Origin of the sequence: Parabacteroides vesiculifaciens, from assembly GCF_049860805.1 — a bacterium.
Lineage (GTDB): Bacteria > Bacteroidota > Bacteroidia > Bacteroidales > Tannerellaceae > Parabacteroides.
In genome coordinates, this window is record NZ_CP187555.1 from 4,740,279 (window position 1) to 4,757,098 (window position 16,820).

The following is a 16,820-nucleotide window of genomic DNA, read 5'->3' on the forward strand; positions in this document are numbered from 1 at the left end:
TTTAGTAAGGTTTTCTGATTTATTTCACAAAGCCAATCCGGGGACGCGGTTTATCACTGATTGATTTTTTACTTTGCAACTCGGCAAGCGTTTGGTTTATCAGCTCCAACTGTATGCGTGTATCTTCGTTGATGTCGTTGTAATCGGCGAAGGCCTCTTCGATATATTCTTTGAGTTCTTTTACTTCCTGTTGGAGTTCGGTTACCCTGTCTGCTGGCGGGGTGGATACAAGTTTCCGGATAGCGACGAAAGCGCGGGTGATTAAAATGCTGGTTTGTACTGCAATCTCGCTTCTTAGTACACTTGCAAGCATGACAACGCCATGTTCCGTGAAAGCGAATGGATTCCTCCTAACTCCCATCTTAATGGCATTGGAGGTCACAATTTGTGACTTCCAATTTTGGGTTTCTTCATCAGTTAATTGGAACATAAAGTCTTCAGGGAAACGGGTGGAATTCCGTTTGACTGCTTGATTTAGAACTTTAGTCTGAACTCCATACATTTCTGCTAAATCACGATCTAACATGACTTTCATGCTTCTGATCTCATAGATTTTACTTTGGATAACTTGTAATTCCTCCATCTGTCGTAAATTTTAGTAAAGGTTTATATTCGTTTGCGAAGATAGAGATTAATACGAAAGAAATAGAGAATAAGAGAACTTAATTGTTATTTCGGGCATGAAAATAAAAACGGACAGGCATTCGAACATTCTTCGATGCCTATCCGTTTCCAGATGGATGCCTGTCGGATTTCACTCCGGTAAGCAACTATATCAGAAGCGCCAACCTACATTGATCTGGAGCACGCCATTGCGGGATTTCTCGCCTCCCCAGTCTAATGTGGAACCGCCTACGCTCATTTTGTTATCGGATAATGTATTGGTGAGCCCGATATTGTAGTTCATGGAAAACAATAAGCCGGATTCAAACTGGTAGCCGAGGCCGATACCTAAAGCAACATCCACCTTATTGAACATCTCTTTAGCCTTGACAGACCCGCTGAACTTACCTTCGGATGCGGAGATTTTGGAACCTACCAGGAAACCGAACTGTGGACCGGCGAAAGCATAAAGACCTTTATACATATACGCTTTTGCATAAATCGGAATGTTCAGGTAGTCGTTTTTGATTTTTGCAGTAGCTCCGCCATCCGAACCTTTAGTCCCTTGCATGGAATAATAGATTCCCGGTTCGACGGAAAATTGCGGATTGATCGGAAACTCGGCTGCAACCCCGACGTTCAACCCCGGTTTCATACTCCCGTCGGTATTGGTCATATTAGCGAGGTTCAATCCGATCTTCGGTAAGAAATGGAAATCCTGTGCACTGACCTGAAACGTCACGAACATCAACAGCAATAAAGCAATCTTTTTCATAATCGATAATATTTTAATGAGTAATAGATAAACCTTCTTTAAATAAAAAAAGTTGCGCTATTAATATAACGCAACTTTCTATCAGAATATTATTTCTTGTTCTCTTCTATCCACTTCCGTGCGTTAACGAAACCTTCTATCCAAGGAGTAACTTCGTCACTGTCGCGGCGATCTTCAGGATAGTAACCGCATTGCCACGGGAACAACGCACGTTCCAGGTGTGGCATCATAGCCATGTGGCGCCCGTCATGCGAGCAGACACCGGCAACCGACCAGGGCGAGCCGTTCGGGTTGGCTGGATAGCCTTCGTAGTTGTACTTAAGTGCGATATGGTATTCTTTTTCTTCATACGGGAAAGAGAACTTACCTTCACCGTGAGTAATCCAGATACCTAACTTCAAGCCGCTCATCGAACCGAACATAACAGAATGGTTCTTCGGTATCTCGACCGAGATGAAATTGGATTCGAGCTTGTGCGAATCGTTGTGCAGCATCTTGTGCTTCTTTTCATGTTCCGGATAAACAACACCCAACTCGGCCATCAACTGGCAACCGTTGCAGATACCCAAACTTAACGTGTCGGGACGTGCATAGAAGTTGTCCAGTGCCTTCTTGGCTTTCTCGTTGTATAAGAAACCGCCGGCCCATCCTTTGGCAGAGCCCAAAACGTCGGAGTTGGAGAAACCGCCGCAGAATACGATCATGTTTACATCTTCCAAAGTCTCGCGTCCGGAAGCCAGGTCAGTCATGTGAACATCTTTCACATCGAAACCTGCCAGATACAAAGCGTATGATGTTTCACGTTCGCACTGGCAACCTTTTTCACGGATAACGGCAGCACGGATTCCGCTTTTTCCTTTGCGGTCGGCAGTCAGGCCGTAAGAAGACAGCTTACCGGTGAAGTTCTTCGGATATTTGAATTCCAGCGGCTGCATCTTGTAGTTCTCGAAACGGTTGCCTGCGCATACGCTACCGCTCTGCTTGATATCCAGTTTATAAGAAGATTCGTACCATACGTCACGCATATAGTCGATGCCGAAGTGGTACTGGATGCCGTCTTTGGAAACCAACAAATGGCGTTCGCTGGTCGGCTTGGCGATAACGGCAAAACCTACACCCGCATCTTCCATCAGTTTCTCGAATGCTTTCTTGTCCTTTACCTGTACGATGATACCCGGATTTTCGGAGAACAGAATCTTGATAATGTCCTGTTCAGCCAATTTGTCGAGGTTTACATCCAGACCACCTTCCACGTTTGCGAAACACATTTCCAGCAGCGTTGTGATCATACCGCCGGCAGAGATATCGTGTCCGGCCAGGATCAGGCCCTTTTCGATTGCATCCTGTACGGCGTTGAACGCATCCTGGAAATATTCCGGGTCCTTCACGGTCGGCACTTCGTTGCCGAGCTTGTTCAATACCTGTGCGAAAGCGGAGCCACCCAGCTTCATCGTGTCGAACGAGAAGTCTATATAATAAAGGTGAGAATTCTTTTCGTGAGCCAATACCGGAGAAACAATCTTGCGGATGTCGCTAACTTCGGCGCCGGCGGAGATAATAACCGTGCCCGGAGCAATCACCTTGTCGTCGCCATACTTCTGCGTCATGGACAAAGAGTCCTTACCCGTCGGGATATTGATACCCAGTGAGCAAGCGAAGTCGGAAGCAGCCTGAACAGCCGTGTACAGACGAGCGTCTTCGCCTTCGTTGCGGCACGGCCACATCCAGTTGGCACTCAGTGATACGCCGGACAACTTGTCAGCCAACGGCGCAAAGACGATATTTGTCAATGATTCGGCAATTGCCATAACGGAACCTGCAGCCGGGTCGATCAGCGCCACCTGCGGGGCATGACCGATAGACGTAGCGATACCCGCTTTTCCACGATAATCCAAAGCTACTGCACCCAGGTCGCTCAACGGCAACTGCAATTCGCCCTGGCACTGCTGGCGTGCGATCTTGCCCGTCACCGAACGGTCCACCTTGTTGGTCAACCAATCCTTACATGCAACGGCTTCCAATTGGAGCACGTTCTCGAGGTAATGATGCAGTTCGGATTCTTTGTAAACGACCGGAGCGTATGTCTCTTCTATCGTATGATCCTTCATGATCGTTCTCGGCGGTTTACCGAACATATATTCCAACTTGATATCGATCGGCTTCACACCGTCGGCCTGTTCGAAGACGAACTTCATATCGTTGGTCGTTTCACCCACCACATACATCGGGGAGCGTTCGCGGTCGGCAATGCGGCGTACGCGTGCCACATCTTCCTCCTTCATCAGCAAGCCCATACGTTCCTGGCTTTCGTTACCCACGATTTCCTTTGCGGAAAGTGTCGGGTCGCCGACAGGCAGCTGGCTCATGTCGATATGTCCGCCGGTTGCTTCCACCAATTCGGAAAGGCAGTTCAGGTGGCCGCCTGCGCCGTGGTCGTGGATGGAGATCACCGGGTTGTTGTCCGATTCGGCAATCGCACGGATCACGTTGGAAACACGTTTCTGCATTTCCGGGTTAGCACGCTGTACGGCGTTCAGCTCGATACCGCTGGTGTACTGGCCCGTGTTTACGGAAGAAACAGCGCCGCCGCCCATGCCGATACGGTAGTTATCACCACCCAGCAGGACAACTTTTTCGCCCGGTGCGGGATCGCCCTTCAGCGCGTCGCGCATATTGGCATAACCGACACCGCCGGCCAGCATGATTACTTTGTCGTAAGCATATTTCTTATTGTTCTCTTCGTGTTCGAAGGTCAGGACCGAACCGCAGATCAGCGGCTGTCCGAACTTGTTACCGAAATCGGATGCACCGTTGGAGGCCTTGATCAGGATTTGTTCCGGAGTCTGGTACAACCAGGGGCGCGGATCGAGAATCTTTTCCCATTCGCGTGCACCTTCCGTACGCGGATAAGCAGTCATGTAGACAGCTGTACCGGCGATCGGCAGAGAAGCCTTACCACCGCCCAGGCGGTCGCGGATTTCGCCTCCCGATCCGGTAGCCGCACCGTTGAACGGTTCGACGGTCGTCGGGAAGTTGTGGGTTTCAGCTTTCAACGAGATAACCGATTTGAATTCCTTTACTTCGTAGAAGTCAGGTTTGTCGCCGCTTGCCGGAGCAAACTGTTCGATCACCGGGCCTTCGTTGAAAGCCACATTATCTTTATAGGCGGAAACCAGCTTGTTCGGGTTTTCCGCCGATGTTTTCTTAATCAGATTAAAGAGAGAACTTTCTTTCTCTTCTCCGTCGATAATAAATGTACCGCCGAAGATTTTGTGACGGCAGTGTTCCGAGTTTACCTGTGCAAAACCGTACACTTCGCTGTCGGTCAGCCGGCGTTCCAGCTTCTGGCTTACTTCGTTGAGGTAAGATACTTCTTCATCGCTCAATGCCAGTCCTTCCTGTTTGTTGTAGGCTTCGATATCCTCGATATAAACAATCGGGTCCGGTTGTTTGCTGATCGTGAAGATGTCCTGGTTCAGACCGTTGTAGATACGCTGCAACATCGGGTCATGTTCTGCTTCGCCTGAGGAAACGGGGAAGTATTCCTCGATGCGTGAGATACCGGTGAGCCCCATGTTCTGGGTGATTTCCACGGCATTCGTACTCCACGGGGTGATCATTTCCCGGCGTGGACCAACATACCAGCCTTCCAATGTTTCAGTCTGGAGAGGTTTTGCCTCGCTAAAAGCCCAAACTAATTTTTCTACATCTTCAGGTGAGAAAGCGTGTGCAGCCTCCACAGCTAACACCGTCTTTGTTGGAGATTGAAAGAATAGAATCATATCGTCGATTTATTAATGGTATTCCGTTCATACGGGGGATAATAAAGGATACCCCTCGCTTACAGAGTGCAAAGATAGTGCTTACTAACCGAATTTCCCCTAAATCTGTTGAAGAAAATAAATTTGTCTCTGCAAGGAACTTTATCGATAAAAACGAAGCCCCGAAGATGGCTTTCACCTTCGGGGCTTGTTTTTGTACCTGCTATCCGGTCTTCACAGAGGGAAAAGCAGTCGAACTTTTAATTTCATTACTTTAGTATTATTAATATTAAATCCGGAATGCTTGTTCCCCCTCACGGGATACTTGGCTCTATACCGCACAATCCGGTTAGAATTATTTGATTATAAATTTTTCTTTACTTAATGATAGCTTTAACAGCTTCTTCGCCTTCAACAGCTACTACGACTACACCCTGAGGAGCGGCGATAACAGCGTTGTCGGAAGCGATAACTGTGTTAGCAACCGTCTGGCCTAAGATGTTAGAGATAACAACTTTCTTGCCCTGAGCACCAGTGATCTGAACGTTTCCGTTACCAGCGATTACTATTACTTCAGATGTAGCGATTGTTTCGTTATCTGTAGCCATATCACCTTCAGAACCCATTTCGATATTGAAGATAAGAGCGTTGTCACCACCTGTCTTAGCATTTGCGAATGTAGATTCACCTTCTTCAGACAATACCAAGCAACCATCCTGGCTCTTTAACCAAGCAGCTGTTGTCGGCTGGATGGCTTCTTTAGCCATTGATTCGATCAAGAACGGAACTTCTTTTTCTTCTGTTGCAGTTGCAGCATCTTCCGGTTTGATATAACGGAATGACCAAGTGTAAGTCTGGTGATTATCGTTGATAGCAGCCAAATCCTTGATGTAAGTCTTATTGATTTTAGCAGCCGTATAAGCCTTAACAATTTCAGCTGTATCCAACTTATTCACATCCATATTTTCGAATCCGTTAACCAAGAAGATCAGGCTATCACCAATGTGCATTGCTTTTTCGAAACCAGCACGGTAATATTTACCGAACAAATACGGATTCTTAGCGTCTTTCACACCACGAGCTTTTTCTGCTTTAGCAGAATCCTGGAAGTTAACCAAGAACTTAGCAACAGTATAACCTGCTTTAGCCTGCGTTGCGTGAGGACAAGTCCATTCTGTGATACCATTCAAATGTTCGTGATCCAAATGACAAGGTTCAGCAGCGATAGCATCAACAACTTTACGATCAACAGAAATCAGGTACTGCGGTTTAATATAACCTAAACCACGGTTCACCCAAGCTGTGTCAACATGGAATGACAAGCCTGTTGCTTTGTCTTTTGTCCAAATACCCAGGTAATCAACAACTTCATCCTGGAAGTTTTCATTGTTTTCATCCATCAGGTATTCACCACGATAGAATTCTTTGAAGTTCAGATTCAGAGCGATATCCTTACCGTCTTTTACACCTTCCAGTTCAGTATTGAAACGACGATACAAAGGAGCGTCGAACATTTCGATTGCAAATACAGAAGTATTAATGTTAGCCATTTCTTCAGCTTTCAATACAGCTTTCTTCGTATTTTCAGCAACACCTGCTTTCGTCGTATCGTTTGACAAAGCGATCAGTGCATAGTAATGTTTACCATTATCACAGTTGTTTTCTTTGAAATAGAAATCCATTGCAGCAGCAGTTTCGTCTACAGCAAACTTACCATCTTCGTTACGGAAGATGCTCTTTCCATTGTTGGCAGAACCGTCGCGAACAACAGCTTTATAAGTATTACGATACAAATTCTTCAAGCCCGGGATTCTTTCAGCGACATCTTTGGTTACTTTATAACCATACTGAACAGCATCTACAGCTTTACCATCCTTCACAGGCTGAACCAATCGGAATGAACTTTCGTAATCTTTTACTGTCAGAGTAGAATCATCGTCAGCCATCACGCCGATAAAGTGAGAAGCGTCATACGGGCTGAAGTGATTGAATGTATAAGTAACAACCTTCAAAGAATCTTTGTCGAAGTTTCTGTAACCTAACAACGTGTCAGATTTGGCAGCAGCTGCAACTTCTTCGAATGCTACATAAATGTCATCAGTACCGTTGTTGAAATACATCTTTCCATCTTCATCTTCCATCAACTGGATAGACTGAGTGTTCTTCGGATATTCACGGTTTGTAATCGTAACCTTAGATGTTTTCTGACCTTTTCTATTCTGCAATACTACCCACTGATAAGCCGGCATATGATCCAAAGACTGGAAGTCTTCATCTACTTCTGTCCATCTTGCCACAGAGTCTGCATAGTTGATAGCAACAGCAAAATATTTACCGTTTTCTACATTCTTGATCTTATAAAGGTTATCGCTAACAGTTACGCGACCGTCTTCAGGATCATCCATCTTTGTCTGAATCAAAGGAAGAATATAGTCGTTGTTTTTTGCTGTAGTTTCATCGCTAAGTGCAACAACAGCAGGAGTCAAAACGATCTTGTTCCCATCCAATACTTTCAAAGCCAACTGACCCAAACCGCTTGCATATGCTGTTGCACTTATTCTTTCTTGTCCATGAACAGGAGTAGCAGATCCAGTAACAAGAGCTTGATAAGCAGCATTCAATACCAAAGAGTCTTCTGCAAAATAATACTTACCTGTAAAAACAGCAGCAGCAGACGGACGATGAACATCCCATTCAGGTTTATCAGCAGTTCCGCGATTCACCCAATACCCCTTTTGTCCACCTAATGTATTTGCTCCAGAAGCGTTCCACTTAGGTTTGCTATGCAATGTATCTACAACAAGTTTGTTCAATCTTTGAGCATCAGTCTCAGTAATACCATAATACAATGTGTCTGTCATCAACATATAAGGATTACCAGTCTTTGAGACCTGACCTTTACGCAGCAAATAGAATTTCTTATTAGTCAAAGAATCCACATTCGTTGCAGAACGTGCTTCCCAAGCATACGCCGTCAAAATATTTTCAGGATCCGTGCTCGGATTCTTCACATCTTTTCCATTTGCAAAATACAATTTTCCGGTAGCACCTGCCAACAGGTTAAAGTTTGCAGGAGTCAAATCTACAGATGGTTTATCTGTAATAGAAGTCGGAGTGATAACAAATGCGTCTGTACTAGCAGCTTCGATAGCCTCTCTTACACCACCTTCAACAGCAGCAAGGACTGCTATACGACCATTTTTTTTAATATAAAAAGTTGAGTCACCCTTCACTGCATACAAACCCAATGCAGAGTTGAACGCCCACTCATCGTTTCCATACTCATCCAATTCCACTTCTGTAGTAGAAACCCCGTTTTTTCCGTTTGTAACCAAATCAACTGCCAAAGATTGCTGTGTTAATTTGTTTACAAATTTGTAAGTAGGAATACCAGCCGCACTTGTAGGTTCAATAATCGAAACTTCCCACATTGCCGAAAAGGCGTTCTTGATAGTAGCCCCATCAAGGCTTTTCATCCCAGGATAAGTTGTAAGAGCATTTGTTTTTTCGTCATCACTGTTTAACACGACACGAAGAAAATCATTGTCCCCATCATTAAGAGTAACGTAATCCCCAGACTTCGCATTGGCCAAGATGTCATCTGCATCTACCGCCTTTGTTTGTGCCGAAGCCGAGACACCACCGGCTACCAATACGGCAGCCAAAAGAGTAGAAAATCTTTTGTTCATAATCTAAAATGTTTAATTAATAATAATGTATATTGAATCTATAATGTCATTCTTTGAAACAGCTGTCTTTCAGCCGTTTTTCTTAATTCCTGTATAATGACGAGCTAAAACGTACGTTTTTTTTAGTCATTTTTTTTCGCGACCTTTGTACTTCGTATCAAGAAGGGCGATTTTTGTACTCGTTATGCTATCATGTTGATAAGAAAGGACATAGAAATAGAAAATTTCTTGCAAGAAATAGTTGGAGGTTTAAAAGGAATGCCTATTTTTGTAGCGAAAATATGACGAATTTAAACGTACGTTTTCGTTAGTCATTTCTCCCGCCTTCATAATATCTTATACATCAATAATTTACAAACGCATTTCCCTGTTTTTGGCATTTAAAAAATAACATTTTTTAAACTGTCTGATTCTTATATATTTCTCTATATATCAACAAATTAAGTTTTTCGGTTCAAATTAATGAAAAGGCTATTTCTGGACGTTTTTCGAGCGACATAAATCCTCATGTCTTTTTTTGTTAAACATTTGTGCTTTCGTTTACTTATTTTTATACTCCAGTTTCCCGGTTCATTCATGTGGTCAAGCATTATCGTCGCCTGTCAAAGCGTAACGATATCTTCAAATCGGCAAACAGGTCTTCATCGCGGACGATCAGTACGCCTAAACGGGTGGACGCCGATTTCGGGCCACTCTCTATAAATATCGGGTGAGCCTGTTTTCTTCGCTCGGTTTTGGCAAGAAGCGAACCTGTCTTTTTGAAATGTTAAATCATACAAGAACCTTCTCTAAAAAGCGAATATTTGTATCTATTTATTACTCAGTGTTTTATATTATTATGGGTTTCTTAAAAAATATTACCCGCAAGTGTAATTTGAAATAGATGGGGTAGAAAACCGAATTTCATGCACTACTGTTTCGATTTGGACCAACGGGTATTTGGGAGAACTGTACAATAAGCCAGGAATGACAATAAGGTTCGTTTTGAGGAAATAATGAGCCAATTGGATAATGTGCCAATAAATGAAATTTTTGATGCGTTTGCCCTGAATATACACCAAAACAATGCAAAATGTCAAAAACTAATGGCAGGAGGAATTGCCGATCAGGCAGGCCAGCATGGACAGGATGTCGAGGCGTACCAGGTGGTTGCGTATCTCGCTCAGTGCTTTGGAGATATGTTTTTCCACCGCCTTTTCACTGATTTTCAGTTGGGCGGCTATTTCTTTGTTCCGCAGGTTCTTTTCGCGGCTCAGTTTGTAGACTTTCCGGCATTGGGGCGGAAGGGTTTCGACAAACCGGTTGATCTCGTTGGTGATCTCTTTCAGCAGGAGTGTGTCATGCTGGTTGTAGCTGAGGATTTCCTGGCTGATCAGTTCGTCGATCGTATCTGTACCTTCGATGCGTTTTTGCATCAGGGCGGAATTCAGGTAATTGATGGAACGGTTGTAGACGGCGCGGTAGAGGTAGGGCTTGATCGGATCGTTGAAGTCAATGCTTTCTTTTTTCTCCCAAAGCGACATGAAAATATCCTGGGTGATGTCTTCGGCGGTCTGCCAGTCGCCGACGAAGCGGTAGGCGTAAGTGACTAAAATTTTGAAATAGACGTCGAACAACTCCCGGAACAGCGACAGGTCGCTTGCTCTTGTGTGTAGCTTTTTCAGGCTGTTTTCTTCCGGTATTTTCATGATATTCTGCCTCTCTCTGGATATTTTTTTAGCAAAAATAGAATTTTTTTCAATTCGGAGGTAGGGATATTCCCTTTTGTTTTGTGATAGGTATAAAGAATGTTATCAGAGATGAACGATATAATACTAAAATATTTACAAGGAAATGCTTCGGAAAAAGAGAAGGAGCTTCTTCTTGACTGGCTGAGGGCCGACGGGGAGAATAAGAGGGCTTTTTCCGAAATAAGGGACCGGTGGCTGGAAAGCGGTGATGCCCCGGTGTCGGACCCGGAATGGGTGAAGCGGGCCTTTGCACGTTTTACGGCTGGGGTCGAGGCGAAAGAGAGGGCACGGAGACAGAGTCGCCTGTCCTTTTATATGAAGGTTGCTGCCTCTGTCGCCGTATTGTTGGTTTGCTCGTTGGGTAGCTATTTTGCCGGGCAAAAGCGCTTCTTCGGTTCTTCCACAACAGAACAGTTGGTGATGAACCGCGTCATTATGGGAAAAGAGAGCAAGGGGGCCGTGACGCTGCCGGATGGGACGATCGCCTGGCTGAATGCCAACAGTGTGTTGGTCTATCCGGAGCATTTCTCAGCAGACAAACGCTTCGTCCGGTTGGAGGGGGAAGGCTATTTTGAAGTCGTACGAGATGAAAAAGCGCCTTTCTTTGTGGAGACGAACGGAATGGTCGTTAACGTGTTAGGCACTCATTTCAACGTTAAGAATTATGAGAATAAGGAGACGATCGAAACGACCTTGCTTTCGGGCAAAGTGGAAGTTCTTCTCTCCGGCATGAACAAAGGGATTATCTTGAAACCGAATCAACGGATTTCCTGCAACAGGCAAGATGGGACTTACAACCTCGCGGAAGTAAACGCTTCCGACTATATTATCTGGATCGGTGATAAACTGGTCTGCACGAACGAAAAGCTGTCGACCATCCTGCACCGGATGAAGCATTGGTATAATATGGATATAGAATGCAAGAAAGGGGTTCGGCTCGATCACCGCCTGTCGTTGACGATCAGGAAAGAGTCGCCGGAAGAAATCTTGAAATTGTTGGCCTTGATCAGTCCGATCCGCTACACGATCGAGGGAGACAAGATAATAATCAGTCCTAAATAATAAACGATAAATAATTTGCCTATGATCTAAGATTCAGAAAAACATCAAAAAAAATCAGGCAGATGTTACCAGCATCCGCCTGATGTAAAACTAAACAAACTGCTCTCAAAGGTAAGAGCGTGAGAGCAAAATGTAAAACTTTAAACATTCAAATGTATGAAAAAAAAGTCCACGAATGGGATAGCCATACCCATTCTTAACATTAATTTATTCAGGAAAATGAAGCTAATACTTTTATTTGTTGCCATTTCCTTTTTTCAACTGTCTGCTGTTGAAAGCTATGCCCAGAATACGAAAATCAATCTGAGCTTGTCTGATGTGACGCTTGCAGAAGCGATCCGGTCCATTGAAGCGAGTACGCAATTTGTATTCTTCTTTAATAATTCTGCCGTTGATATGACGAAACATGTTAACCTGAATGTCAAAAACGGAAATATCAAAGAGGTTTTGAACCAGATTCTTTCCTCTTATAACTATCGTATAGAAGACAATAAGATCGTTTTGTTGGGCGAAATGCAGCAGGATGGCAAGATTACGGGTATCGTTTCGGATGCTTTCGGCCCGATTGCCGGCGCCAACGTGGTGGTGAAAGGTACGACAAACGGAACGATCACCGACATGAATGGAAACTTCTCCCTTGACGCTCCGAAAGGATCTAAACTGCAGATTTCCTATATCGGCTACATCACAAAGGAACTGACTGTTGGCGATAAAACAAACTACTCCATCTCGTTGGTCGAGGATTCGCAGGCATTGGACGAAGTGGTTGTGGTCGGTTACGGTACGGAAAAGAAGGTGAACGTGATCGGTTCGATCGCTCAGATCGGTAGCGAGAAATTGGAAAACCGTTCGACTCCGCAGTTGTCGAACGCCTTGACCGGACAGATGGCGGGGGTGACCGTAATCCAGCGTTCGGGACGTCCGGGCAGTAGCGGCGGCGAGATCCGTGTGCGTGGTGTCGGAACGTTTACCAACTCGAACGACGACAAGGCGGCTACCAAATCGGATGCTTTGGTATTGATCGACGGTATTCCCGGCAAGCTGAACGATGTCAGCTCGGAAGATGTGGAATCCATCTCGGTATTGAAGGATGCTTCTACGGCTGCTATTTATGGATCACGTGCTGCCAACGGTGTTATCCTGGTGACCACCAAGACGGGTAAAGAAGGAAAAGTATCGGTGGGCTACAACGGATATGTCGGTTTCAATACGCCAACGGCGTTGCCGGAATTTGCCGATACGTGGCAGTATGCGACTCTCTATAACGAAGCGGTAGGCCGTGAAGCCTATACGCAGGAAGAAATTCTGAAGTTCAGGGACGGAAGCGATCCGGATCATTATGCCAATGCCCGCTATCTGGATGAGGTGTTCTCGCGTAAAGGCTTGCAGACCGGACATGATGTGACGGTGAACGGCGGGAATGCACAGAACCGCTATATGGTGTCTTTCGGCTACCTGAAGCAGAACGGTATTGTTGAAAAGAACGATTATCAACGTTACAATGCCCGCGTCAACCTGATCAACGAGATCCTGCCGGGCTTGAAGCTGACCAGCCGCCTGTCCGGTGTTTACGGCAACCGCAAGGAACCGATGGCTCCGGGTGGGGATGATGCCGATAATATGTTGATCCTGATTCAGAAAGCATTGCGCTTCCCCGGACTGACACCGACTGTCTTGTCTGACGGAACCTTCGGCGCGGGACGCGAATTGCACGGAACGCCTTCCGGATGGATCAAGAGCGATTCTTTCTATGAAAATCCTGAATTTTCTCTGAATGCGAATGTCCGTTTGGACTATAACCCGATCAAGGATTTACAATTGTCTGCCATCGGGGCTTATACCTATACCAACGGTGAAGAGCGTACATACCGTTCGACTATGAAGCTGACCGGAGACCGCCTGTTGGGACCTTCCGAACTGAAACATAAGATGGGAAAGACGATCTATAAAACTTTCCAGGCAACGGCGGAATATAATAAAAAGATCGGCGGCCATTCTTTCGGCATCCTGGCAGGTTACTCCTGGGAACAGGAGGATTACCGCTACATACAGGGTTCGCGTGATAAATTCCCCGGCAACGACCTGCCTTATATCAATGCCGGTTCTCCGGATAACCAGAAGGCTACCGGTTCGGGTAATGCCTGGGCCATCCAGTCCGGTTTCGGCCGTCTCCGTTATAATTTCAACGAACGTTACCTGTTTGAATCGACGGTGCGTTATGATGGTTCTTCCCGTTTCCCGAAAAATAAGAAGTTCGGTTTCTTCCCGTCTGTTGCAGCGGGTTGGAGACTCTCGGAAGAAAACTTCTTCAAGGAAAACGAATCGCTGGGCTTCATCTCCAACCTGAAACTGAAGGCTTCATGGGGACGTCTGGGTAACCAGAATATCGGTAACTATCCGTACCAGTCTGTATACGAATTGGGACAGAACTATCCTTTCGGAGACACTTATACACAGGGCGCAGCCGTTACGACAGCTGTGGACCCGACGATCAAATGGGAAGAAACGGAAACGATCGATGGCGGTCTGGAAGCTGTTTTGTGGAACGGCCTGCTGAGTGTGAACGCTTCTTATTTCAATCGCCGTACGTATGACATCCTGTATAAACCGAGCGGAAGTGTCTCTTCGATTCTCGGACAGAAAATTTCGGAAATGAATACCGGAAAGTTGAAAAACTCCGGGTGGGAATTTGAAGTCGGACACCGCAATACGATCGGCGACGTTTCGTATAATGTCAATGCCAACCTGTCTATCATCAAAAACAAGCTGACGACTTTGGGTGTCGGCAATGTCGAACAGCTGAACGGTATGGTCGGAAACGGTAGCGATCTGTTTGTCGGTTATCCGATCAATATGTATTATGGCTACGTGTCGGACGGCGTATTCCTGGATGAAAACGATATCAAGGCTTGGCACGATCAGAGCAAGGTGACTCCCAATGCCCGTCCCGGTGATATCCGTTACAAAGATATCAGTGGACCGGACGGTGTGCCCGACGGCAAGATCGATCCGAACTACGACCGTGTATATTTGGGCTCCCGGATTCCGAAGTTTACGTTCGGTCTGAATTTGGGTGTGGAGTATAAAGGTGTGGATTTGTCAGTTCTTTTGCAAGGCGTTGCCGGTGTGACCGGTATGCTGGACGGCTTTGCCGGCTGGGCATTCAGAGGTGACGGTAATATCCAGAAATGGCAGGCCGAAGGACGTTTCGATCCGGCCAACCCGACCCGATACCCGGCTTATCCGAGACTGGAAGACCTGAGCAATTCGATCACTCCGAATATCGAAACTTCCGATTTCTGGACACAGGATGCGTCTTATATCCGCCTGAAAAATATCCAATTGGGTTATTCTTTCCCGATAAAGATGCTGCAAGCTGCGAAGATCAGCAATCTGCGTGTGTATGTGCAGGCCGAGAATCCTCTTTGCTGGAACAAGTATAAACCAGGATGGGACCCGGAAATCAATACGTCCGGAAACTATTATCCGATTTTGGCGACTTATACAATTGGTGTAAACTTTAAATTTTAAAAAGTCATGAAACGAATCAAATATTTTATTTTCACTTTGCTGGCAGCAACGGCTACTTTCGTATCGTGTGATCTGGACCGCACTCCGCTGGATCAGTTCGCTGAAGATGATTTCTGGACCAGTGAAGATAATGCCGAGCTGGCTTTGACCGGTATTTACAAGGGGGAAATATTGTTCAATTCTCCTGAATATACGCCGATAGACTGGTGGTCGTATGGCGGTTTGATCTTTATGGAGTTTCCTACGGATAACGCTTATGACCGTCGCGGGACGAACTCTAATTTCCATAAGATGACAAACGGTGCGCTGTTGTCGAATAATGCTTATGTGAAATCGTATTGGGAAAAATCGTATTCCAAGATTGCCCGTTGTAACCGCTTCCTGGAAGGAATTGTTAATCTGAGTGATCCGGCTGTTGTGGCCCGTTTCACGGCAGAAGCTCGTTTTATCCGGGCCGCCCAGTATTTTTACCTGTCACAGTTTTTCCAGGATGTGCCTCTGGTAACGAAAGTGCTGACTAAAGACGAGGCAAATACGGTAAAGAAAAATACAAAGGAAGAAATAACGGAGTTTATTATAAAGGAATTTACGGAAGCGGCAGCCGATCTGCCCCGTTTTAAAGAGTTGAAGGCTTCGGAGACGGGACGTGCCAGTAAGCAGGCTTCTCTCGCTTTCCTGGGACGTACGTTGCTGGCCGCTAAGAAATATAGCGAGGCGGCAGCAGCCTACAAGCAGATTATCGATCTGGGGGATAATGCTATCGATCCTGATTATGCCTCCCTTTTCTTGCCGTCGAATGAGAACAGCAGCGAGAATATTTTCTCTACACAATATTTGCAGGATCAGGCTGGAAATGCGTTGCCCCAGCATGCTTTCCCGGTAAAGGACGGCGGTTGGTGTCTGATTAACGTTGCGGCCGGTTTGTTCGAGGCTTACCAGTTCAGAGACGGTACGCCGTTTAGCTACGACAGTCCGAAATATAATCCGGATAACCTGGGGGAAAATAGAGACCCGCGTTTGGATTATACCATCTATTACAATGGTTCGATGTTCAAGGGCTCCCTTTATGATTGCCATCCTGATTCACAGAGCCCGGACAAGGTTATGGGCGGACAGACGACACAGACGGGATTGATGATGCGCAAGTATTTCGACGAAACTTATTCCGGTGACCTGAATAGTTATGGTGGAAACGTGCCCGTTATCCGTTATGCTGAAGTTCTGCTCAGCTATCTGGAAGCCAAACTCGAGGCCGGCGAAGGCATTACGCAGGCTTTACTGGATGAAACCATCAATAAGGTAAGAGGTCGTGCATCTGTACAGATGCCGGCAATCACGGAAGTGAATGCCGCGAAGCTGCGTCCTATTCTGCGGAACGAGCGTCGCGTCGAACTGGCGATGGAAGGTATCCGCTATTGGGATTTGCTCCGTTGGGGTATTGCACATGAAGCATTAAATGGCGATATTTACGGCGCTCCTTTCCCCGGCTCGAAACGTGTAAGCGTGAAACCGGACGGCGAAGCGGACAAATACGGCAGATGGTGGGTGAACAGCCGTGCTTTCCGTCAGGACCAGGATTATAAATGGCCGATCCCGCAATCGGAACAGGATATCAATCCGAACTTGCGATAAGGTGCAGTCATGTGAAGCGATATAAATAAATTATTAT

The 16,820-nt window shown here is 45.9% G+C and carries 8 protein-coding genes; 3 read left to right on the top strand and 5 right to left on the bottom strand.

Annotated elements, in window-relative coordinates; genetic code table 11:
• Positions 1–19: 19 nt before the first annotated feature.
• The 5 genes from ACPYIV_RS19000 to ACPYIV_RS19020 all read right to left on the bottom strand — a co-directional run bounded on the left by ACPYIV_RS19000 (position 20) and on the right by ACPYIV_RS19020 (position 10,516).
• Positions 20–583: an ORF6N domain-containing protein gene (locus ACPYIV_RS19000; protein WP_301705381.1), complete on the bottom strand. Its 564-nt coding sequence runs from the start codon at positions 581–583 to the stop codon at positions 20–22.
• A gap of 192 nt (positions 584–775) precedes the next feature.
• On the bottom strand, positions 776–1,378 hold the full coding sequence (locus ACPYIV_RS19005) for a porin family protein (protein WP_293739266.1): 603 nt from the start codon (positions 1,376–1,378) through the stop codon (positions 776–778).
• Between the two features lie 89 nt (positions 1,379–1,467).
• The gene (gene purL / locus ACPYIV_RS19010; protein ID WP_425884611.1) at positions 1,468–5,160 is read right to left on the bottom strand and encodes a phosphoribosylformylglycinamidine synthase; all 3,693 of its coding nucleotides are present in this window, start codon (positions 5,158–5,160) and stop codon (positions 1,468–1,470) included.
• A 356-nt stretch (positions 5,161–5,516) separates the two neighbouring features.
• Positions 5,517–8,828 carry a DUF6383 domain-containing protein gene (locus ACPYIV_RS19015; protein WP_425884613.1) on the bottom strand — a complete coding sequence of 1,104 codons (3,312 nt, stop codon included), beginning with the start codon at positions 8,826–8,828 and terminating at the stop codon, positions 5,517–5,519.
• Positions 8,829–9,910: 1,082 nt separating this feature from the next.
• The gene (locus tag ACPYIV_RS19020; protein ID WP_425884615.1) at positions 9,911–10,516 is read right to left on the bottom strand and encodes an RNA polymerase sigma-70 factor; all 606 of its coding nucleotides are present in this window, start codon (positions 10,514–10,516) and stop codon (positions 9,911–9,913) included.
• Positions 10,517–10,627: 111 nt separating this feature from the next.
• Here ACPYIV_RS19020 and ACPYIV_RS19025 point away from each other — a divergent pair, with 111 nt between their 5' ends.
• The 3 genes from ACPYIV_RS19025 (at position 10,628) to ACPYIV_RS19035 (ending at position 16,783) form a co-directional block, all read left to right on the top strand.
• Positions 10,628–11,620, top strand: coding sequence for a FecR family protein (locus ACPYIV_RS19025; protein WP_293739263.1), 993 nt, complete (start codon positions 10,628–10,630; stop codon positions 11,618–11,620).
• A gap of 219 nt (positions 11,621–11,839) precedes the next feature.
• On the top strand, positions 11,840–15,151 hold the full coding sequence (locus tag ACPYIV_RS19030) for a TonB-dependent receptor (protein ID WP_425884617.1): 3,312 nt from the start codon (positions 11,840–11,842) through the stop codon (positions 15,149–15,151).
• Between the two features lie 6 nt (positions 15,152–15,157).
• The gene (locus tag ACPYIV_RS19035) at positions 15,158–16,783 is read left to right on the top strand and encodes a RagB/SusD family nutrient uptake outer membrane protein (protein ID WP_301705023.1); all 1,626 of its coding nucleotides are present in this window, start codon (positions 15,158–15,160) and stop codon (positions 16,781–16,783) included.
• Positions 16,784–16,820 lie beyond the last annotated feature (37 nt).

What these genes read in the sequence shown, in the direction of transcription:
- ACPYIV_RS19000 (WP_301705381.1), bottom strand. Translation starts at nt 583, where the DNA reads ATGGAGGAATTACAAGTTATCCAAAGTAAAATCTATGAGATCAGAAGC.
- purL (WP_425884611.1), bottom strand. Translation starts at nt 5,160, where the DNA reads ATGATTCTATTCTTTCAATCTCCAACAAAGACGGTGTTAGCTGTGGAG.
- ACPYIV_RS19025 (WP_293739263.1), top strand. Translation starts at nt 10,628, where the DNA reads ATGAACGATATAATACTAAAATATTTACAAGGAAATGCTTCGGAAAAA.
- ACPYIV_RS19030 (WP_425884617.1), top strand. Translation starts at nt 11,840, where the DNA reads ATGAAGCTAATACTTTTATTTGTTGCCATTTCCTTTTTTCAACTGTCT.
- ACPYIV_RS19020 (WP_425884615.1), bottom strand. Translation starts at nt 10,516, where the DNA reads ATGAAAATACCGGAAGAAAACAGCCTGAAAAAGCTACACACAAGAGCA.
- ACPYIV_RS19005 (WP_293739266.1), bottom strand. Translation starts at nt 1,378, where the DNA reads ATGAAAAAGATTGCTTTATTGCTGTTGATGTTCGTGACGTTTCAGGTC.
- ACPYIV_RS19015 (WP_425884613.1), bottom strand. Translation starts at nt 8,828, where the DNA reads ATGAACAAAAGATTTTCTACTCTTTTGGCTGCCGTATTGGTAGCCGGT.
- ACPYIV_RS19035 (WP_301705023.1), top strand. Translation starts at nt 15,158, where the DNA reads ATGAAACGAATCAAATATTTTATTTTCACTTTGCTGGCAGCAACGGCT.